Source organism: Chryseobacterium pennae (genome assembly GCF_003385515.1).
In the GTDB taxonomy this organism is placed as follows: domain Bacteria; phylum Bacteroidota; class Bacteroidia; order Flavobacteriales; family Weeksellaceae; genus Chryseobacterium; species Chryseobacterium pennae.
Genome location: NZ_QNVT01000031.1, coordinates 1 through 19,207, shown reverse-complemented (window position 1 = coordinate 19,207; position 19,207 = coordinate 1). Strand labels below are relative to the sequence as shown.

Genomic DNA, 19,207 nt, shown 5'->3' with positions numbered 1-19,207 from the left:
AACGGTTATGAATTTAAACCAAATCTCCTTCCACTTTCTTCCTATCTTTAAGCATCCACGGAATAACAAAGTAAAATGCAATCGCAATTCCTGTTGCCAATACTCCTGTTCCAATCCATAGAATATTAAAACCTAATTTATCAGCAATCAATGTTCCTATATAAGGAGTAATAATAAACGCGATGGAAAATGACATCCCATTCAGTCCCATATAGGCTCCTTTATTATTCTCTCCGGAGCGAAGAGCTGTAATGGTTGCCATAAACGGAAGCGTCCAGATCTCCCCTATACAAAGCAATGTCATGGATAACAATAGGATAACAATACTATAATCAAAAGCAAGCATTGCATACGAAAATCCACAAAGGAAAGTTCCGATCAGCATGGTAAAAGCCAGAGTAAAATATTTCTCTGAAAGCTGTACAAACCCCATTTCAAGAAGAACAATCAGAAAACCACTGTATCCTAAAATATATCCTATATTCTGTTGGCTTAAATGAGCGGTATCTTTGTAAAAGATCGTCAGTGTACTGAACAGCTGGAAGAAACAGATCGAGAACAGCATACATAAGAAACAGAAAATTAAAAACTTATTGTCCTGATAAGGAGAATTTTCCTTTTTAACAGCTATTGCTTCCTTTACTTTTTTAGCTTCCTGTTTGGCCAATTTTGCCCGGCCTCTGAAAAACCAAATGTACATTAACCCCGCCAATAAAGCAGCTAAAGCATTACTGTAAAATAAAAATTCATAGGAAATAGCAGATAGAATACCTCCTAATGCCGGACCGATGGAAAAACCAAGATTTACTGCCATTCTGTTCAGGGAAAATGCTCTCGTAATATTTTCCGGTTTGGCATATTTTGTAATAGCAACTGAGTTTGCCGGACGGAATGTTTCACTCACAATACTCTGCGCTAAAATAATCCCGGCCAATCCCGCTTCTGTTGTGAAAAAAGGGATCATACAGAAGAGAGGCACACTGAGCAGTAAACTCAGGCTCTGTACACTATATTCTCCAATCTTATCCGTGATCATTCCTCCAAACCATGAACCTATCACCGAACCTATTCCAAAAAAGCTCAGGACAATTCCTGAATTTTCAATACTGAAATGTAAATGATTGGTCATATACACTCCCAAAAATGGAAGTACCATAGAACCTGCCCTGTTGATAAGCATTACCAACGCCAGCATCCAACTCTCCTGCGAGAGTCCTTTAAAAGAACTCGTATATACATTTATCAGTTTCACAATAATATTTGGGGGGAAAAATTTGAAAGTGCAAAGTTAGGGAAAAATAGGCTCAAATACCTTTATTTTAAGCCTTTTTCTAAATAACAATCATAAAAACAAACAATCAACTGCATCCGAATAAAAACAAATATTTTAGACACATACCCTTAGTAAATATTTATAAAATTCGTAAATTGCAGTAACAATAGGCTTTTTAACCTTAAATTTCAAAAAAAATCTATAAAAAATCAATCAACAGCAAAAATGGTAACCTACGAAAACTTACACGATACGCTGTCTTTTTATAGTATTGACTGCCGGCAATCCTATTATATCTCCTCCGGAAACCCCATTTTCGAATTTCCTAAAGCTCCTTTCAGGATGGATTATTATGCCCTATGCATCTGTACGGCAGGAGAAGTAAGTGTTGAAATAGACCGTCATCAGTATAAAGCTGATGCCCATAGCATTCTGGTTGCAGCTCCGTCTACTATTGTGAGATTTATGAAAACCAGTCAGGATTTCAGGATAAAATTATTATTCTTCGACAAGAATTTTCTGATCAAAAATATATCTAATCCTTTTATCATTGAGAAAATGAACCTGTTCTCCAACGGTTCCTACAGTATTGTAAAAACCTCTCCTAAAAATGCTTTGGTATTACAAAACCTTTTGGATTACCTCAAAAAGAAATCCAGAAAACAGGGAAAATTTACTGAAGAAATTGTTCGCACTATTATTTTCAATCTTCTGCTGGAAACCGCCGAAATTCTGGATGCTAAATATGTTAAAGATCCTGAGAAAGAAGAAGGGAAAAAGGATCTCTATCTTAAATTCAGTCAACTTATCCGGGAAAATATCAGACTCCACAGAACCGTTCAGTTCTATGCCAATGAACTTTGTATTTCGAACAAATACCTTATTGAAATCATTAAAAAAGCCTGTGGCAAGACTCCTCATGAAGTTATTGATGAAACCCTGTTGAAAGAAGCCTATGTCATGCTGGGAAATCCGGACCTGACAATCTCGGAAATAGCTTTTGAACTTCAGTTCAATTCCACCTCTGCTTTTGGCCGTTTTTTTAAAAAACACACTTCTCTTTCTCCTTCTGAGTATAGAATAACGGAAAATATCCAGTCGTAGGAATTTCGGGACACTAATTCTGACATTAGGGATATACATTGCTTTTTGAATAGGGGTACCTTTATCATGTTCATTAAAAACAACATAAAAATGAGTACGATCGATTCAAAATTCAACAAAGTTTTAAATACCTCTGACCAGTTTGGGAAAGTGAACCACGAACCGGATTCAAGCAAGGAAGTTCAGATTAACACTCCTGAAAAGACAATGCCTTTTTCAGACCAGATCGGAAACTATCAAAGAAATAAAGGAATTCCTTTACAATCCTACGAAAACAGTAAAATCTATATTGTCGGAAGCGGCATTGCAGGGATGTCTGCAGCATATTATTTCATCCGTGACGGCCATGTTCCCGGTAAAAATATTATCTTTCTGGATCAGCTGGCAATTGAAGGTGGATCACTGGATGGTGCCGGGAATGCAAAAGATGGGTATATCATCCGTGGTGGCCGTGAAATGGATATGACTTATGAAAATCTGTGGGATATATTCCAGGACATTCCTGCTTTGGAATTGCCTGCACCTTACAGTGTTCTGGATGAATACCGTCTCATCAATGATAACGATCCCAACTATTCAAAAGCAAGATTGATTCATAATCAGGGACAGATCCAGGATTTCAGCAAATTCGGGTTGGAGAAAAAAGATCAATTGGCGATTGTCAAACTTTTATTAAAGAAAAAAGAAGAGCTAGATGATCTGAGTATTGAAGACTATTTTTCAGAATCTTTTCTGAACAGTAATTTCTGGTTCTTCTGGCGTTCTATGTTTGCTTTTGAAAACTGGCACAGCTTACTGGAACTGAAACTGTATATGCACAGATTCCTTCACGCTATTGACGGAATGAAAGATTTTTCATGCCTTGTATTCCCTAAATACAACCAATATGATACCTTTGTTACCCCTTTAAAAAACTTCCTGGTAGAGAAAGGAGTACAAATCCAGTTCGATACTTTGGTAAAGGATCTTGATGTTCATATTAATACAGAAGGAAAAACAGTAGAAGGCATTATTACCGAGCAAAACGGAGAAGAAGTCAGAATACCCATCGGAAAAGATGATTACGTAATTGTAACTACCGGATCTATGACGGAAAGTACTTTCTACGGAGATAATAATACAGTGCCGGAAGTCACCATAGACAACAGCAGTGCCGGACAAAGTGCCGGATGGAAATTATGGAAAAACCTTGCAGCCAAATCTGAAGTTTTCGGAAAACCTGAAAAATTCTGTAGCCATATTGAAAAATCATCTTGGGAATCTGCAACATTAACATGCCGTCCTTCTGCATTTACTGAGAAATTAAAAGAATTATGTGTAAATGATCCTTATTCCGGAAAAACAGCTACGGGAGGTATTATTACGATTACAGATTCTAATTGGGTAATGAGCTTTACCTGTAACAGACAGCCACACTACCCTACCCAGCCGGATGATATTCTTGTAGTATGGGTATATGCCCTACTCATGGATAAAGAAGGGAACTATATTAAAAAAGCTATGCCTGAATGTACCGGAAATGAGATCCTTGCAGAACTGTGTCACCATCTTGGAATGGCAGATCAGCTTGATAACGTCATTGAAAATACGATTGTCCGTACTGCCTTTATGCCTTACATCACCTCTATGTTTATGCCCAGAGCTCAGGGAGATCGCCCGAGAGTGGTTCCTGAAGGCTGTACTAACTTAGGATTGGTTGGCCAATTTGTAGAAACCAATAACGATGTTGTATTCACGATGGAAAGCTCTGTAAGAACAGCCAGAATAGCAGTATACAATCTCCTTAACCTCAACAAGCAGGTTCCTGATATAAACCCATTACAATATGATATCCGACATCTGTTAAAAGCAACTCAGGCATTAAACGATTATAAACCTTTCCTGGGAGAAGGAATTCTAAGAAAAATCCTGAAAGACACTTACTTTGAACATATATTGGTTAACCGTCCTGAAGAAAAAGAGGAACATGAGTCTTTCTTTATGGAACAGGTTGGTAAATTCCAGGATTGGATCAAGGGAGTAAAAGGTTAGAAAACATTGGATTCCTACTATTGGAAAATAGAAGACGCAAAGTTTTTTATTGCTACTAATACACGAATTATTTTATTAGATTATTCGTTGTAAAAAATAAAAAATCAGGACTTATTTCTAAGTCCTGATTTTATTTATATTCATTCCTTACAATTATTAAGGCTTGAAAGAATCTTTTAGTGTTACTGTACGGTTGAATACCAATTCAGTATCTGTAGAGTCCTGATCTTTTGTAAAGTATCCGATTCTCTGGAACTGAAGCGGTTCTCCAACAGCTACATCCTTCAGACTTGGTTCAGCAAAACCTTGAACTGTAGCGACAGATTCAGGATTGATGAAGTTTAAGAAATCTACATCTTTTTCAGCATCCGGCTGTTCTACCGTAAACAATTGGTTGTAAATTCTTATTTCTACAGGGATTGCATGTTTGGCAGATACCCAGTGAAGTGTTCCTTTTACTTTTCTTAAACTTTCTTCTGTTCCGCTTCCGGATTTACTCTTCTCATCATAAGTAGCATAGATCGTAGTAATCTCACCATTTTCATCTTTTTCTACTCTTTCAGCTTTGATGATATATGCTGATTTTAAACGAACTTCTCCACCTAATTTCAGTCTGAAGAATTTATTGTTAGCCTCTTCTTTGAAGTCCTCACGTTCAATATATAATTCTCTTGAGAAAGGAATCTCTCTGGTTCCTGCATTTTCCTGTTCAGGATTGTTTTCTGTTTCTACCCATTCTTCTTTGTCTTCAGGATAGTTTTCAATCACTAATTTTACAGGATCTACTACAGTCATTACACGCTTAGCCACTTTATTAAGGTCTTCACGTACACAGAAATCAAGTAACTGAATTTCGATCAGGTTTTCTCTTTTCGCAACCCCTACTTTATCAATAAAGTTTCTGATAGAAGTGGGTGTAAACCCTTTTCTTCTCATCCCTGAAATGGTAGGCATTCTAGGATCATCCCATCCTGTTACTGCTCCTTCAGCCACCAATCTTTGCAGTTTTCTCTTAGAAGTAATCATATAAGAAACGTTCATCCTTGCAAATTCTCTCTGCTTAGGAGCTACTTTAGTTTCATCATATACCTGCTCCAGGTACCAGTTATAAAGAGGTCTGTGATTTTCAAACTCTAATGAACATAATGAATGCGATACCTGCTCCAGATAATCAGACTCACCGTGTGCCCAGTCATACATCGGATAGATTTTCCAAGCAGTTCCCGTTCTGTGGTGAGGTCTTTTCAGGATTCTGTACATTACAGGATCACGCATATTCATATTGGGAGAAACCATATCGATTTTTGCACGAAGTGACATTGTACCTTCCTCAAATTCTCCATTCTTCATTCTTTCAAACAGATCCAATGATTCCTCTACCGGGCGGTTTCTGTATGGTGATTCCACTCCTGGTTCTGTAGGATTCTTTCTCTGCTCGGTAATCATCTCAGAAGGTTGCTCATCTACATAAGCTTTTCCGTCTTTTATTAATTGTACTGCCCATTCGTAAAGCTGCTGGAAGTAATCTGAGGCATACAATTCTTTGTCCCATTTGAAACCTAGCCATTCAACATCTTTCTTAATAGAATCTACGAATTCCTGCTCTTCTTTTTCAGGGTTCGTATCGTCGAAACGAAGGTTTACAGGAGCGTTGTATTTTTCACCCAGACCAAAGTTGATGCAGATAGCTTTTGTATGCCCTACATGCAGGTAACCGTTTGGTTCAGGCGGAAAACGGAAACGGATCTGATCTTTATTCAAACCGTTTGCCAGATCATCTTCAATAATTTGCTCAATAAAATTGAGTGATTTTTTTTCTTCTTCCATTAAATTAGCTTTTATTTTATAGCAAAAAAAGTGGTACAAAGTTACGGAAAAATAAGCGTTTCTGAAAATGATAATTTTAAAGCCATTTGCATTGTAATTCAGTATTTTTCACTAATTTAGGTCAAGCTAAAACCATTGTACCAAATTATCGCTTATGGCCGTTTACATCTTAAGCAACCGGAAAATCATCCGTCATAAGGGTGAAAAAGTGGATTCTTTTTCCAATGACGAATACTCAATTCCTAATTTCAGGATTGCAAAATGTGATTTTGATAATTATAAGGAGCCCACTGCTGCGGCCAAAAAGAAAAAAGACTACACCAACAGAAACATCCTGAACTACAAACTGTTTTCAGAACCTGAAAAACAAGGCTATGAAGAAGTTCTGGAAGTTCTGCAGAATGAAAAAGGCATCAAAAAATCCTCTCTTACAGCCAATAATCTCGGCGGAACCCAAAGACTGTTCTACGAACTGTACAAAAATATGTCTGCCACTAAGGACCGAAGTGATGTACTGATATTTATTCATGGTTATCTGTACAATTTTGATGATGAATTAAAGGCTATTCTTGATTTAAAAAAAATATTCATTGACAATCCCGCTTCTCCTGTTGAACATATTTTATTTGTGAGCTGGCCGGCTTCTGGCAGTATTATTCCATTGAGCTATTTTGACGACAAGGCATCAAGCATCAATTCCGGAACATCATTATTGAGACTCTTTTACTTTTACACTCAGTTTTTAAAGGATATTTTTTCCAACCGTGATCTCATCCCATGTAACCAGAGAATTCATATTATGGCTCACTCTTTGGGCAACAGAGTACTTCAAAGCATGCTTTACAGTCTTAAAAGAGAGAATATCCTCAGAGTGATTGATCAGGTAATCCTATTGAATGCCGATGTATCCTATAAAGTATTTGAAGACTCAGAAGATTCCTTTAATAAATTACCGTTGCTTGCCAACCGGATTTCCATTTATCTGAACAGGCAGGATCTGATCCTGGGAATCTCACAGTTTACCAAAAATATTCTTACCCCAAGGCTTGGTAAAAACGGGCCGAGTGATATTAGCCCTTATAAGGATATCGTATCTATCATCGACTGTACTTTTGTGAAAGATGATGTACTGAGCAGCTTTAAATTTGAAGCCGGAAATCATTGGGGATACCTTTCCAGCTCTCAGGTTCAGAGTGATATTTTTCAGAATTTATATGGAACAGATAGGAATCATATCACCAATAGAACAATAAATAACGAAAATATTTTCACAATTATTTCATAATGATTAATTAAAAAAATGCTATAAAATCAGACCTATGTTAAAGTTACCACAGACCTGACAAATGGCATAATGATTGCCAATTCAAATAATAGAGAATTACAATTTTTTTATCATGAAAAAGATTAAAAAAAAGTTTTCTTATATCTTGACCTATATAAGGAAAGCCATTTTTGTAAAAGATGTCATTTAATTACAACTACAATCTAAAAAAAACCTATCCGAGCCAACAATTACTTTATTCCTTAAAACAAATCAAAATTTCATTTAAAAATTCCTACAGATCTATTGCAGGAATTTATTTTCTTGTTTTTTATAATAAATAATTTAAATCACTTCCACTAAAATTCTTTTTTTATATTCTTAATAATGTTTGAGTGATTGATCATTTAATGCATTTTCTTACAATGCTAAAAAATATTCAAATTGATCTTTTTATAAAAAAAAATCCCCAACAATAAAACTGATCACTAGACAGTTATATAAATACACCCTAAGAAAAACAAAAAAAACTGCCCCTTTCTTTTTCTTGAGAAGTTTGAAATAAAGATGTTCAATCCAGGTGTAAAAAGCAATATTATTGAACAGCTAGGGATAAGTATTTAATCTAAAGAATTCCCTGAAGCAAGTCTCAGGGTTAAAAGAGGAAAAGTTTGAGTGTACGAGAATTATTTAAAAAATCCACGGTGAACAACTCAAACTATGGGGTTAACCAATACCTCGGGGTAATTTGTTTAATGACTTGGTAATCAATTGAACAATCTTTTTATTATTTATTTCCTAAATGCGCAACAGGTTTTAACTAAAAAAATCAAAAAAAATGAAAGAAAAAAACAGCAATCCATCCCGAAGGAAATTTATTCAGCAAACGGCAATTGCAAGTGCAGGTTTGTTGCTTGTAAATCCAATTTCAATTTTTTCACAAACAAATAAGTCAAAAAAAATGAGCACAAATATTAAATCTAAAGGTTACGCAGGAAATGACGAGGTAGGAAAATTAACAGCCTGGAACTTTGAAAGAAGAGCGGTCGGTGACAATGATATTTTAATCGATATTAAATTTTCGGGTATTTGCCATTCCGATATTCATATGGTTAAAGGACATTGGGGCAAACAACAATATCCGCTAGTTCCAGGTCACGAAATTGCCGGAATTGTAACTGCAGTTGGTAAAAATGTAACCAAATTTAAAGTTGGCGACCAAGCTGGAGTTGGCGCTATGGTAAACAGCTGTATGCAATGCGACAGTTGTAAAAGTAGCCAAGAACAGCATTGTGAAACAACAGGAATGGTGGAAACTTATGGCATGCCAGAAAAATCATCGCCAACTGGAATTACACAAGGTGGATATGCCAACAACATTGTAGTAACAGAACATTTTGCCATTAAAATTCCTGCTACTATTAAACTGAAATATGCGGCACCATTACTTTGTGCAGGTATCACGACGTATTCGCCAATGATGAAAATGAAATTTAAAAAGGGCGATAAAATTGGTGTGGTTGGCATTGGCGGTTTAGGTCATATTGCTGTGAAATTAGCGGTTTCAAAAGGTGCAAAAGTTTTTGCTTTTACCACGTCTGCTTCAAAAGTGAAAGACATTAAATGTTTTGGTGCAAAGGAAGTAATCGTGGTACAATCGGCAGAAGATTTAAAACCCTACAAAGGCAAATTGGATTATATGATTTCTACCGTTCCTTATGCTTACGAAATGTCACCGTACATCGACTGTGTAAAACCTTACGGCTTTTTTACGCAAGTTGGGGAACCGATAAATGGTATTTTGGAAATCAATAATTTCAATATGACTCAAAATCGAGTAAATTTTAACGGTTCGCTGATTGGTGGCATTCAAGAAACCCAAGAAATGATGGATTATTGTGCCAAAAATAAAATTTATCCTCAAGTAGAAGTGATAAAAGCATCAGAAATAAATGAAGCTTGGGACAAAGTAGTAAACAAAAAAGCCCATTATCGTTTTGTAATTGATGCCACAACATTTTAATCTAAAGAATTCCCCGAGGCAAGCCTCAGGGTTAAAAGAGGAAAAGTTCTAAATGAAGTTTCCGGAGAAACTTTACAGCTCATATGCAAAGAAATTTCAGAGCGTTATGAGATTGAATTTATAGAAATTGGTTATGAATCAGATCATGTGCATTTTCTGATACAAAGTGTTCCTTCTTTGTCATTAAGCCAAATTGTTCGAACAGTAAAAAGTATAACAGATAGAGAGTTATTTCGCCTTTATCCTGAAATAAAACAAATTCTTGGGGAGGAAATATATGGATAAATGGATTCTATGCTAATACTGTAGGGCAATATGGTAATAAAGAGGTTATTCGGAAGTATATTGAAAACCAAGGTAAAGAAAAACAATACACAAAAATTTATACAGGGCAACTCAAGTTATTCTAACATCTCGTGGGCCTGCCCCGAGGTAGTTTATTAGAAATAAGTAAATCAAATATTATGAATAAAACTATAATTGGTCATTACATTCACCCGGTCTTATTTTTATTGTATCTACCCTTATTTTTATTAACTTTGATCTTTTTCATTCTTTATAAACAGGATGCACTCAATACTGTCGCCTATATAGGTGTTCAAGAGCACTGGTTCTTTTTTTTAAATTCCAAATTATCACAATATCCCAAACTGCAATATAACTTAACTCAATTGGGAGATGCTCTTGTTCTTTTGCCTTTTCTATCCGTTTTCGTAATCTACATCCCAAAAATCTGGCAGTCTTTATTATCTGCATCACTTCTGTCGGCTTTATTTTGCAACCTTTTAAAAAGATTATTTACTGTACCAAGACCGGCGGCGGCATTTGATAATGAAAGCTTTGTCATCATAGGGAAAACATTATCTGGATACACTAGCCTGCCTTCCGGACATTCCATTACTATTTTTACAACGCTTACTATTCTGATGTTTACTTTTATGCCTCAGAAATCAGGATATAAATTCATATGGTGCTGTTCTCTGCTCTTAACAGGATTAATTATTGCATTCACAAGAGTAGCCGTTGGAGCCCATTACCCTCTTGATGTCATTATCGGAAGTATTATTGGATATATTTTAGGACTTTTAGGTATTTTTATCAATCACCAATATAATATATGGGCATGGGTTGGCAGTAAAAAATATTATCCGGTTTTTATCATAGCATTTACCATTGGTAGTATCATTTTAATTAACAAAATAATTAATGAGAATTTGATTATATTTTATTTGTCATTTATAAGCTTAATAATATCACTTTATATAATCACCTACACTTATGTTAAAAAATAATTTGAAATTATTGGATTTTGCCCTCTTAATGAGCTTTCTTAATTTCATATTCTTTCATATTCCCTTTTTTACCTTTGTCTTCAGTAAAGTTGATTATAAAAGTTTAAATGGCGTTGTGCTCATCATAAGTTTAATCACTCTCATGTTAGTTGCCAATGCTTTTGCGTTCTATTTAATCTTTTTTCTGTCGAGGATTGTTGGGAAAATTTTATTGGTACTTACCTTTATAATCAGTTCCATTGCGGTCTATTTTATCAATACCTATAGTGTTATCATTGATGAAAGTATGATTGGCAATATATTCAATACCAATTACGAAGAGTCCAGCAGCTTTTTTTCCATAAAATTAATTCTCTATATTATTTTCCTTGGTATACTTCCCGGCATTTATATCATTAATGTCAAAATCATTAGTATCCCACTAAAAAAGTTTTTAATCACATCTTCATTAACTCTGTTATTCATAATTATTGTAGCATTTGCGAATGCAAGTAATTGGTTATGGATTGATAAAAATTCAAAAACATTAGGTGGCCTTGCCATGCCATGGTCTTATTCTGTCAATATCTCTCTTTTTTACATTCATGAATATAAAAAAAACGAAAAGGAAATTTTGTTACCTCCCGCAACCATTAAAAATAATGAAAAATCAGTTGTCGTTCTGGTTATCGGAGAATCGGCACGAAGCCAAAATTTCTCGTTGTACGGATATGAAAAAAATACAAATCCATTGCTTTCCAAAGAACAAAATCTACACAGTTTTAAAGCCACCTCTTGTGCAACATACACCACTGCTGGTGTAAAATGTATTTTGGAACATACTAATACAGATGATCTGTATGAAATCTTACCTAATTATTTATATAGAAATAATGTAGATGTTATCTGGAGAACAACAAATTGGGGAGAACCACCGGTGCATATTAAAAATTATCAAACCAAAGAAAGCCTGTTTTCAAATTGCAAGGGTGAAGACTGCAATTATGATGGGATACTTTTAAACGGTCTCAAAGAGCAGATAGCAGCAAGCACCAAAAACAAAATATTGGTCATATTGCATACAAGTACAAGCCACGGTCCGACATACAGTAAAAAATATCCATCCCGATTTGAGGTCTTTAAGCCTGTCTGCAATAGTGTTGAACTAGGTAATTGCTCTCGGCAGGAGCTTATCAATGCCTATGATAATACAATTGTTTACACAGATTACCTTTTATATAATGTCATTGAGGATTTAAAACAATTAAAAGACTATAAAAGCACAATGCTTTTCGTCTCAGACCACGGAGAATCATTGGGCGAAAAAAACCTGTACATGCATGGAATGCCCCTAAGTATAGCCCCTAAGGAACAGTATGAAATTCCTTTTATAGTATGGGTTTCTGATGGCTCGAGACAACTAAAGCCTAATGATATAGTTTCTCAAAATCACGTGTTTCACAGTGTCTTAAATTTCCTGAGTATACAAAGCTCAGTTTATAAAGAAGAGATGAATATATTTAAATAATGACCTCCCAACATTCATTTTCATTTTATTCAATTCTCGATATCTCACAATATTTACTTGTCTAAAAAATTGTATATCTGAAAAAAAATTCAGACATTTAACTATCATCAAGCTAAAATATTAACAATGAAAAATCTAAGAAAATTAAACAAAGGAGAATTAAAACAAATTAGTGGAGGACGACCTCCTCTTGGATGTAATAGCTGGAGTCCACAGGAAGGATGCTGCAGGGCATGGGCACCAGATTACTGTGGCGGCACTACCTGCCCGGATTCACCACCTCCATATTGCTAGGTAATTTTGCACTATTCTATTTTGAATCAGCTTAACTCTTATTTCTGAGATCTAAAACCGGGTTCAAAATTATGACCTCATATAGCTCCAATGTCCCAACTTTGCGGCATTGGAGTTTTTTATTAAATAAGATGGCAGTCTCTATACTCCTGACTGTCATTCACCAGATTCACTATCACCAAAACTCAATACCAATTATGAAAAATCTAAGAAAGCTAGAAAAAAAAGATTTAAAAACCATTCATGGAGGAAATATTCCGGTAGTCCCTATAGGCTGCAACAACTGGGATGCCAGAGCCAGATGCTGCAGAGAATGGGATTGGGAACATTCAAATAACCCAACCTGTTAATTCATTTTTTATTTTTTGAACCACAACAACTCATTTCTGAGCTCTAAACTGGATTCAAAATTATTTGTAAATAAAGCTCCGGTACCTAAACCTTGTGGCATCGGGCTTTTTTTTGTGAATGTATATTGTGCAATGGCATTCAGGCCGATATTACTTTCTAACGCAGAAGTAATCCACCAGCCGACATTCTGTTCTTCAGCAAGGGAAATCCATTCATCAGATCCAGCAAAACCACCTATTAAAGCCGGTTTTAAAATGATGTATTGCGGTTTTACCGTTTCTAAAAGTTTTTTCTTTTCTTCCGGACCTGTAATCCCAATCAATTCTTCATCCAAAGCAATAGGAGTTGGCGTCTGAGCACACAATTCCGTCATATTCTTCCAGTTTCCGGCTTTAATAGGCTGTTCAATGGAATGAATGTGCAAATCTGCCAGCTGCTGCAAAACAACGGCTGCTTCTTCTTTACTGAATCCTCCATTAGCATCCACCCGAAGTTCCAGTTGCTCTTTTGAAAATTTCTCTCTTAGCTTTTGAAGAATGATATGTTCAGATTTCCAATCGACTCCAATTTTTAATTTAATGCAATGAAATCCTTTTCCCAGTTTATCCTGAATCTGTTCTTCCATATACCCCACATCTCCCATCCAGATTAATCCGTTGATAGTAATGGCAGATTCTCCTTCGGTAAACTCACTTGGAAAATAAAGATCAGCTCCAAATTTCAGGTTCAGAACGGCCTGTTCGTATCCAAACCATATCGAAGGGAAGTCTTTTAGTTCTTCTTTTAAGAAATCCGGATCCTGGCTAATGTTTTCACAGAGCCATTTTAACTTGTCTTCATAATCAGGCCTGTCATCAAAGCTCAGGCCTCTGAAAACAGCACACTCCCCTGTTCCTTTTTTTCCATTTTCTGAAATTTCAAGGATGAAGGTTTCCTTATCAAGCAAAACGCCGCGAGATGTTCCACTCGGGCGCTTAAATTGTAATAAATATTTAAAATATGATGCTTCCATTATTTTACGCTGTCGATTCGCATAAACTCTTCTGCTTTCTCCACCATATCAATGCTTCCGCAGAAAAACGGAATTCTCTGGTGAAGTTCTGTAGGTTCTACTTCCAGAATTCTTCTGAATCCGTCTGTTGCTTTTCCTCCAGCCTGTTCTGCAAGGAAAGCCATTGGATTACATTCGTATAATAATCTTAATTTCCCATTGGGTGCCTGAGAATAAGATGGATAAATATAAATCCCACCTTTCAGCATATTTCTATGGAAATCGGCAACCAAAGACCCAATATATCTGGAAGTATAAGGACGGTCTCCTTCCTCCATCTGGCAATATTTAAGGTAGTTTTTCACTCCCTGAGGGAATTTGATGTAATTTCCTTCGTTGATGGAATAGATTTTACCAGTTTTTGGGAAAGTCATATTGGGATGAGAAAGATAATAGGTTCCTAAGGATGGATCCAGTGTAAATCCGTTCACTCCGTTTCCTGTTGTATAAACGATCATTGTGGAAGAACCGTAGATGACATATCCTGCTGCAATCTGATTGACTCCTTTCTGTAAAAAATCTTCAAGCTGCACAGGCGTTCCCGGTTCGGTAACTCTTCTATAGATAGAGAAAATGGTTCCTACGGAAACATTCACATCAATGTTTGAAGATCCATCTAAAGGATCAATCAACACTACATATTTGCTTAAATGTCCGTTTTCACCACATTTAATATCAATAAAATCATCATTTTCCTCTGAAGCAATACCACAAACAACCTCTCTTTGAGACAAAGCCGTAATAAAAATTTCGTTAGCGATTACATCCAGTTTCTGCTGTTCTTCCCCTTGAATATTCTGGTTTCCTGCAGCTCCTGTAATATCTACAATTCCGGCTTTATTTACTTCTCTGTTAACCACTTTCGAAGCCAATCTTATTGCACTTAGAAGACGAGAAAATTCACCTGTTGAATACTGAAAATCGTCCTGCTTATCGATAAGAAATTCTCCTAAAGTCTGTAATGGTTGATTTGACATATTTTTCTTTTTACGTTTTCCCCAAATTTCGGAAAATTTATTGCATTAAGAAAATTTAATTACAAAAGAACTTAAACTCTGTATATCAATACAATACAGTCAAAACAAAACATAATACTGAATATCCGCCTGTGATTACCTCTCCATTTCTTTATCCCAAACTAATGAAAAATTCTGTTTACTTATTTTAATGCAGAACATGAAACGATTCAAATGAAAAATTGAAAAACAGATCTTATTATATTATATTTATTTTTGACCTTATCCTCAGGTTTTGAATAAAGTGACTTTCTATTAAATTCCTTATATTACAGATAATGACGCCAAATTTTGGCATTCAAAAAAATAAATATCAAATAAATGTATGGAATAAATAAGATTCTTAATAGAGGTTAATCTCCTCTATTCCTGCATTCAAACATAGTCAGGCATTCCCTTCAGAGCTATTTTAAGGAAATCTTAATTCCATCGCATCATCAGCCTATTTCATATCTCGCTGTAAATTTATAATTTTGTCCTCCGTAAAAAACTCATGTAATTTTTATCTAACAATTTTATTTTTAACAATTTAATGAAAATTTTCAAGTTTGGTGGCGCGTCTGTGAAAGACGCCGAGAGTGTAAAAAATGTGTCCATGGTTCTAAAAAGCCAAGGATTTGCCAAATGTTTGCTGGTAATTTCAGCAATGGGCAAGACGACCAATGAATTGGAAAAAGTTGTAGAACTTTATTTCAAGAAGGATAACTATCAAACTGAGATTGAAAAGATAAAACGAAAACACATCGAGATTGCGGACGGTCTGTTTCCTGAAAATCATGCGGTTTTTGCTGAAATCAATCTCTTTTTTGACGATATTGATTCTTTTTTAAGAAGAAACAAATCACCTAATTATAACTTCGTGTATGATCAGGTGGTAAGCTGTGGAGAGATGATTTCTACCAAAATCGTAAGTGAATACCTGAATGAAATCCAATTTACCAATCAATGGCTGGATGCAAGAGATTATATCAAAACGGATAATTCATACAGAGAGGGTGCGGTAGACTGGGCAAAAACGGAAGAGTTTATTTCAAATCTAAACCCTGAAGTCTGCTATGTTACCCAGGGATTCATCGGATCAGATGACAATAACTTCACGGTAACCTTAGGAAGAGAGGGGTCAGATTATTCAGGAGCCATTTTTGCGTACTGCTTAAATGCTGATGCCATGACGATCTGGAAGGATGTACCTGGAGTAATGACCGGAGATCCAAGAAAATTCAATGATGTATCGCTGCTTTCCAATATTTCTTATGAAGAAGCTATTGAAATGGCCTATTATGGGGCAAGTGTTATTCACCCAAAGACGCTACAGCCATTACAGCAAAAAAATATTCCTTTTTATGTAAAATCTTTTGTGGATCCTACCAAGGCAGGAACCAAAGTGGGAGCTTCAGACCAAAATCAACAGGAAGAAACTTATATTCTGAAAGAAAACCAGGAACTTTTAAAGATCTCTACCAGAGACTTCTCTTTTATTGCAGAAGACCATATGAGTTTGATCTTCGGATATCTTTCTAAATATAAGATCAAGGTTTCCCTGATGCAGAATTCTGCCATTTCACTGGCATTATGCCTGGAAGATAAATTTAATCACCTTGAAGAACTCAACGAAGAGCTTCAAAAAATTTTTAAAACTGAAGCAATTAAAAATGTATCTTTATTCACAGTAAGAAATGCGAAGATGGATCACATTGACAGATTTTACCACGAAAAAAATGTATTATTGGAGCAGATTTCCAAGAATACTCTTCAAATGGTAACACAATAATATTAATTGCGACTAAACACACATGAGTTTAATTTCGAAAAACGATCTGATCAAAGCTTCCGGCTTAAGTAAAATCGGGTTCCTTAAGAATCCGGTGGCATCTGCTGTAATGAGCATTGCCAAAATAAATGAAGTAAATAAATTATACGATAAATTAAAAGATAAGGAAGGCAAAGACTTTTTCGACTCATTTGTAAGAGAAAGAAACTTAAGCTATGTGGCTTTTGAAGAGGATCTGGCAAAGATTCCGAAAACGGGACCGTTTGTTCTGGTTTCCAATCACCCGCTGGGTGCTATTGACGGAATTCTGATGTGCAAGATCTTATCAGAGGTTCGTCCGGATTTTAAGGTAATGGGAAATTTCCTTCTGGAAAAGATCAAACCTATGGAACCGTACGTAATCGCAGTGAACCCTTTTGAAAACAGAAAAGAAGCTTACAGCAGCTCTTCAGGAATGCGTGAGACCCTCAAGCATTTGCAGAATGGAGGCTGTGTAGGTATTTTTCCGGCAGGAGAAGTGTCTAATAAGAACAATCCTTATGGAGAAATTTTAGATAAAGAATGGGAAAAAACGGCACTTAAGCTGATCAGAATGGCTAAAGTGCCGGTAGTTCCTATGTATTTCCATGCCAAGAACAGCCGTCTTTTTTATCAGGTAGCTAAACTTCATCCAAGCCTGCAAACGCTTATGCTTCCTTCAGAAATGATGAATGACAGGGAAAAACCTATCAGAATCAGGATTGGAAAACCAATCTCTGTAAAGGCAATGGATGAAATGGAAACTATTGAAGAATTGGGAGAGTTTCTAAAACGTAAGGTTTATATGATGAAATCTTACTATGAAAAAAGAAAATCTCTGGCTCAAAGTATCAACCTACAGAACCTTACTGTTAAGTTTCCTTTATTAAAAGAAGAAAACATCGTTCAGAACATTATTGATGAAACTCCTATAGAGGATATCGTCAAAGATGTTGATAAACTGAGAGGAACAGAAAAAATGCTGTTCAGCAACGGAAACTACGAGATCTATTTTACAACTTACGAGGAAATTCCTTCTATTATGAGGGAAATCGGGCGTCAGAGAGAGCTTACATTCCGTGCGGTAGGAGAAGGAAGCAATCTTCCTTTTGACCTGGATGAGTATGATAAACATTACCATCACCTGTTCCTTTGGGATAATGGCGAGAAAAAACTTGCAGGAGCCTACAGAATGGCATTGGGTAGAGAGGTCATGAAGAAATATGGCATCAAAGGCTTCTATACCAGCTCTTTATTTGAGTTTGAGCAGGATATTCACCCTTTCTTTAAAAAGGTGATTGAAATGGGCCGTGCTTATATCTGTCAGGAATATCAGCAGAAACCGCTTCCACTTTTCCTTTTATGGAGAGGAATCGTGCATGTATGCCTGAGAAATCCGGATCATAAATTCCTGATGGGAGGGGTAAGTATTTCCAATAAGTTCTCAGAATTCTCAAAGTCTCTGATGATTGAGTTTATGCGTTCCAATTATTTTGATTCTGCAGTAGCTCAGTACATTACTCCGAGAAATGAGTATAAAGTAAAGCTTCGAGACAGGGATAAAAACATTTTCTTTGAGGAAATGGAGTCTGATCTAAACAAACTGGATAAGATCATTGACGATCTTGAACCGGAATTGAGATTACCTGTGCTTATCAAGAAATATATAAAACAAAATGCAAAAGTAATCGCATTCAACGTTGATCCTAACTTCAATGATGCAATTGACGGATTAATGTATATCAGGATCAGTGATCTTCCGGAAAACACGATTAAACCGGTATTGGAAGAGATGAGTGAACAAATCCGAAAGGAGCAGGAAAATAATTCGTCTGATAATCAATAGTTTTTTAGGGTTAAGTAAAAAAAGTACGATGAATACTTGCTTTATATACCAAAACTTGCTACTTTTGCATCACTTTAAAACAACGAAGTAAGTCAAACAAAAATATAATGGTTTCTTAGCTCAGTTGGTAGAGCAATGGATTGAAAATCCATGTGTCCCTGGTTCGATTCCTGGAGAAACCACTTTAAAACCTCTGATTAGTCAGAGGTTTTTTTGTTTTCTTATCTGGTCGCCAATTCACGGATTATTCATGGTAAAGTTATACAGTTGTTCAACACTCTCAGGAAGCCTATTTAAAGGAGATATTTTGTTCATGGCTCTTACAGAGGACAAGTTTACAGAATAGGCTCATAAATGTCAATTATTACCATGATGGCTGATATTTTTTGAAGGCTATGCTTATTTTATATTACCATCAGCAGTTTTCAATACAATAAGATGGATCAGTGCTAAAAGTTGTGGAGGAACAAATAAGAGATTAACTTTGAGGATGCATATTCCCGACGAGCTATTAAAATTATTGTTACCTGATTTTTTGG

16 protein-coding genes and 1 tRNA gene are annotated in these 19,207 nt (G+C 35.7%); 13 read left to right on the top strand and 4 right to left on the bottom strand.

Annotation, left to right across the window (positions count from 1 at the left end; genetic code table 11):
• Positions 1 to 13: 13 nt before the first annotated feature.
• Positions 14 to 1,195, bottom strand: coding sequence for an MFS transporter (locus DRF65_RS23490; RefSeq protein WP_115973159.1), 1,182 nt, complete (start codon positions 1,193 to 1,195; stop codon positions 14 to 16).
• A 303-nt stretch (positions 1,196 to 1,498) separates the two neighbouring features.
• Here DRF65_RS23490 and DRF65_RS23485 point away from each other — a divergent pair, with 303 nt between their 5' ends.
• Together DRF65_RS23485 and DRF65_RS23480 are read left to right on the top strand one after the other, a co-directional pair.
• Complete coding sequence (locus DRF65_RS23485; protein ID WP_115973158.1) at positions 1,499 to 2,377, top strand: helix-turn-helix domain-containing protein; 879 nt, start codon at positions 1,499 to 1,501, stop codon at positions 2,375 to 2,377.
• A gap of 90 nt (positions 2,378 to 2,467) precedes the next feature.
• Complete coding sequence (locus DRF65_RS23480) at positions 2,468 to 4,408, top strand: oleate hydratase (RefSeq protein ID WP_115973222.1); 1,941 nt, start codon at positions 2,468 to 2,470, stop codon at positions 4,406 to 4,408.
• 156 nt (positions 4,409 to 4,564) lie between these two features.
• Here the strand turns inward: DRF65_RS23480 and DRF65_RS23475 are convergent, their stop codons facing one another.
• Positions 4,565 to 6,235, bottom strand: coding sequence for a glutamine--tRNA ligase/YqeY domain fusion protein (locus tag DRF65_RS23475; RefSeq protein WP_115973157.1), 1,671 nt, complete (start codon positions 6,233 to 6,235; stop codon positions 4,565 to 4,567).
• A gap of 154 nt (positions 6,236 to 6,389) precedes the next feature.
• Here DRF65_RS23475 and DRF65_RS23470 point away from each other — a divergent pair, with 154 nt between their 5' ends.
• The 8 genes from DRF65_RS23470 to DRF65_RS28645 all read left to right on the top strand — a co-directional run bounded on the left by DRF65_RS23470 (position 6,390) and on the right by DRF65_RS28645 (position 12,965).
• Positions 6,390 to 7,520, top strand: coding sequence for an alpha/beta hydrolase (locus DRF65_RS23470; protein ID WP_115973156.1), 1,131 nt, complete (start codon positions 6,390 to 6,392; stop codon positions 7,518 to 7,520).
• A gap of 817 nt (positions 7,521 to 8,337) precedes the next feature.
• Positions 8,338 to 9,522, top strand: a complete 1,185-nt coding sequence (locus DRF65_RS23465) for an NAD(P)-dependent alcohol dehydrogenase (protein ID WP_115973155.1) — start codon at positions 8,338 to 8,340, stop codon at positions 9,520 to 9,522.
• An 81-nt stretch (positions 9,523 to 9,603) separates the two neighbouring features.
• Positions 9,604 to 9,807, top strand: a complete 204-nt coding sequence (locus tag DRF65_RS29325; RefSeq protein WP_394337827.1) for a transposase — start codon at positions 9,604 to 9,606, stop codon at positions 9,805 to 9,807.
• Positions 9,798 to 9,932 (top strand): hypothetical protein, encoded by a 135-nt coding sequence (locus DRF65_RS29320; RefSeq protein WP_123319075.1) that lies wholly within the window; start codon positions 9,798 to 9,800, stop codon positions 9,930 to 9,932. Before DRF65_RS29325 ends, DRF65_RS29320 begins: the two co-directional genes overlap by 10 nt.
• Before the next feature lie 54 nt (positions 9,933 to 9,986).
• Entirely contained in the window at positions 9,987 to 10,814 is an 828-nt protein-coding gene (locus DRF65_RS23455) for a phosphatase PAP2 family protein (RefSeq protein WP_115973154.1), read from the top strand.
• The gene (eptA, locus tag DRF65_RS23450) at positions 10,801 to 12,321 is read left to right on the top strand and encodes a phosphoethanolamine--lipid A transferase EptA (RefSeq protein WP_115973153.1); all 1,521 of its coding nucleotides are present in this window, start codon (positions 10,801 to 10,803) and stop codon (positions 12,319 to 12,321) included. Before DRF65_RS23455 ends, eptA begins: the two co-directional genes overlap by 14 nt.
• Positions 12,322 to 12,447: 126 nt before the next feature.
• Positions 12,448 to 12,615 carry a bacteriocin-like protein gene (locus tag DRF65_RS28650; protein WP_165852304.1) on the top strand — a complete coding sequence of 56 codons (168 nt, stop codon included), beginning with the start codon at positions 12,448 to 12,450 and terminating at the stop codon, positions 12,613 to 12,615.
• A 197-nt stretch (positions 12,616 to 12,812) separates the two neighbouring features.
• Positions 12,813 to 12,965 carry a bacteriocin-like protein gene (locus DRF65_RS28645; RefSeq protein WP_165852303.1) on the top strand — a complete coding sequence of 51 codons (153 nt, stop codon included), beginning with the start codon at positions 12,813 to 12,815 and terminating at the stop codon, positions 12,963 to 12,965.
• A gap of 8 nt (positions 12,966 to 12,973) precedes the next feature.
• On the opposite strand, the gene DRF65_RS23440 is transcribed toward DRF65_RS28645, so the two are convergent.
• Both DRF65_RS23440 and fbp read right to left on the bottom strand, forming a co-directional pair.
• Positions 12,974 to 13,978 (bottom strand): o-succinylbenzoate synthase, encoded by a 1,005-nt coding sequence (locus DRF65_RS23440; protein ID WP_115973151.1) that lies wholly within the window; start codon positions 13,976 to 13,978, stop codon positions 12,974 to 12,976.
• Positions 13,978 to 14,994 (bottom strand): class 1 fructose-bisphosphatase, encoded by a 1,017-nt coding sequence (fbp, locus tag DRF65_RS23435; RefSeq protein ID WP_068944199.1) that lies wholly within the window; start codon positions 14,992 to 14,994, stop codon positions 13,978 to 13,980. The genes DRF65_RS23440 and fbp overlap by 1 nt, the downstream gene beginning before the upstream one ends.
• A 571-nt stretch (positions 14,995 to 15,565) precedes the next feature.
• On the opposite strand from fbp, the gene DRF65_RS23430 reads away from it, so the two are divergent.
• The 3 genes from DRF65_RS23430 (at position 15,566) to DRF65_RS23420 (ending at position 18,850) form a co-directional block, all read left to right on the top strand.
• Positions 15,566 to 16,804: an aspartate kinase gene (locus DRF65_RS23430; RefSeq protein ID WP_115973150.1), complete on the top strand. Its 1,239-nt coding sequence runs from the start codon at positions 15,566 to 15,568 to the stop codon at positions 16,802 to 16,804.
• A 22-nt stretch (positions 16,805 to 16,826) separates the two neighbouring features.
• The gene (locus DRF65_RS23425; RefSeq protein ID WP_115973149.1) at positions 16,827 to 18,668 is read left to right on the top strand and encodes a lysophospholipid acyltransferase family protein; all 1,842 of its coding nucleotides are present in this window, start codon (positions 16,827 to 16,829) and stop codon (positions 18,666 to 18,668) included.
• A 109-nt stretch (positions 18,669 to 18,777) separates the two neighbouring features.
• A tRNA-Phe gene (locus tag DRF65_RS23420) sits at positions 18,778 to 18,850 on the top strand.
• The last annotated feature ends 357 nt before the right edge of the window (positions 18,851 to 19,207 follow it).

Excerpts from the sequence above, each read along its gene's own strand:
- DRF65_RS23490 (WP_115973159.1), bottom strand. The coding sequence starts at position 1,195 with ATGCTGGCGTTGGTAATGCTTATCAACAGGGCAGGTTCTATGGTACTT.
- DRF65_RS23485 (WP_115973158.1), top strand. The coding sequence starts at position 1,499 with ATGGTAACCTACGAAAACTTACACGATACGCTGTCTTTTTATAGTATT.
- DRF65_RS23470 (WP_115973156.1), top strand. The coding sequence starts at position 6,390 with ATGGCCGTTTACATCTTAAGCAACCGGAAAATCATCCGTCATAAGGGT.
- eptA (WP_115973153.1), top strand. The coding sequence starts at position 10,801 with ATGTTAAAAAATAATTTGAAATTATTGGATTTTGCCCTCTTAATGAGC.
- fbp (WP_068944199.1), bottom strand. The coding sequence starts at position 14,994 with ATGTCAAATCAACCATTACAGACTTTAGGAGAATTTCTTATCGATAAG.
- DRF65_RS23480 (WP_115973222.1), top strand. The coding sequence starts at position 2,468 with ATGAGTACGATCGATTCAAAATTCAACAAAGTTTTAAATACCTCTGAC.
- DRF65_RS23455 (WP_115973154.1), top strand. The coding sequence starts at position 9,987 with ATGAATAAAACTATAATTGGTCATTACATTCACCCGGTCTTATTTTTA.
- DRF65_RS23425 (WP_115973149.1), top strand. The coding sequence starts at position 16,827 with ATGAGTTTAATTTCGAAAAACGATCTGATCAAAGCTTCCGGCTTAAGT.
- DRF65_RS23440 (WP_115973151.1), bottom strand. The coding sequence starts at position 13,978 with ATGGAAGCATCATATTTTAAATATTTATTACAATTTAAGCGCCCGAGT.
- DRF65_RS28650 (WP_165852304.1), top strand. The coding sequence starts at position 12,448 with ATGAAAAATCTAAGAAAATTAAACAAAGGAGAATTAAAACAAATTAGT.
- DRF65_RS23430 (WP_115973150.1), top strand. The coding sequence starts at position 15,566 with ATGAAAATTTTCAAGTTTGGTGGCGCGTCTGTGAAAGACGCCGAGAGT.
- DRF65_RS23475 (WP_115973157.1), bottom strand. The coding sequence starts at position 6,235 with ATGGAAGAAGAAAAAAAATCACTCAATTTTATTGAGCAAATTATTGAA.
- DRF65_RS23465 (WP_115973155.1), top strand. The coding sequence starts at position 8,338 with ATGAAAGAAAAAAACAGCAATCCATCCCGAAGGAAATTTATTCAGCAA.
- DRF65_RS28645 (WP_165852303.1), top strand. The coding sequence starts at position 12,813 with ATGAAAAATCTAAGAAAGCTAGAAAAAAAAGATTTAAAAACCATTCAT.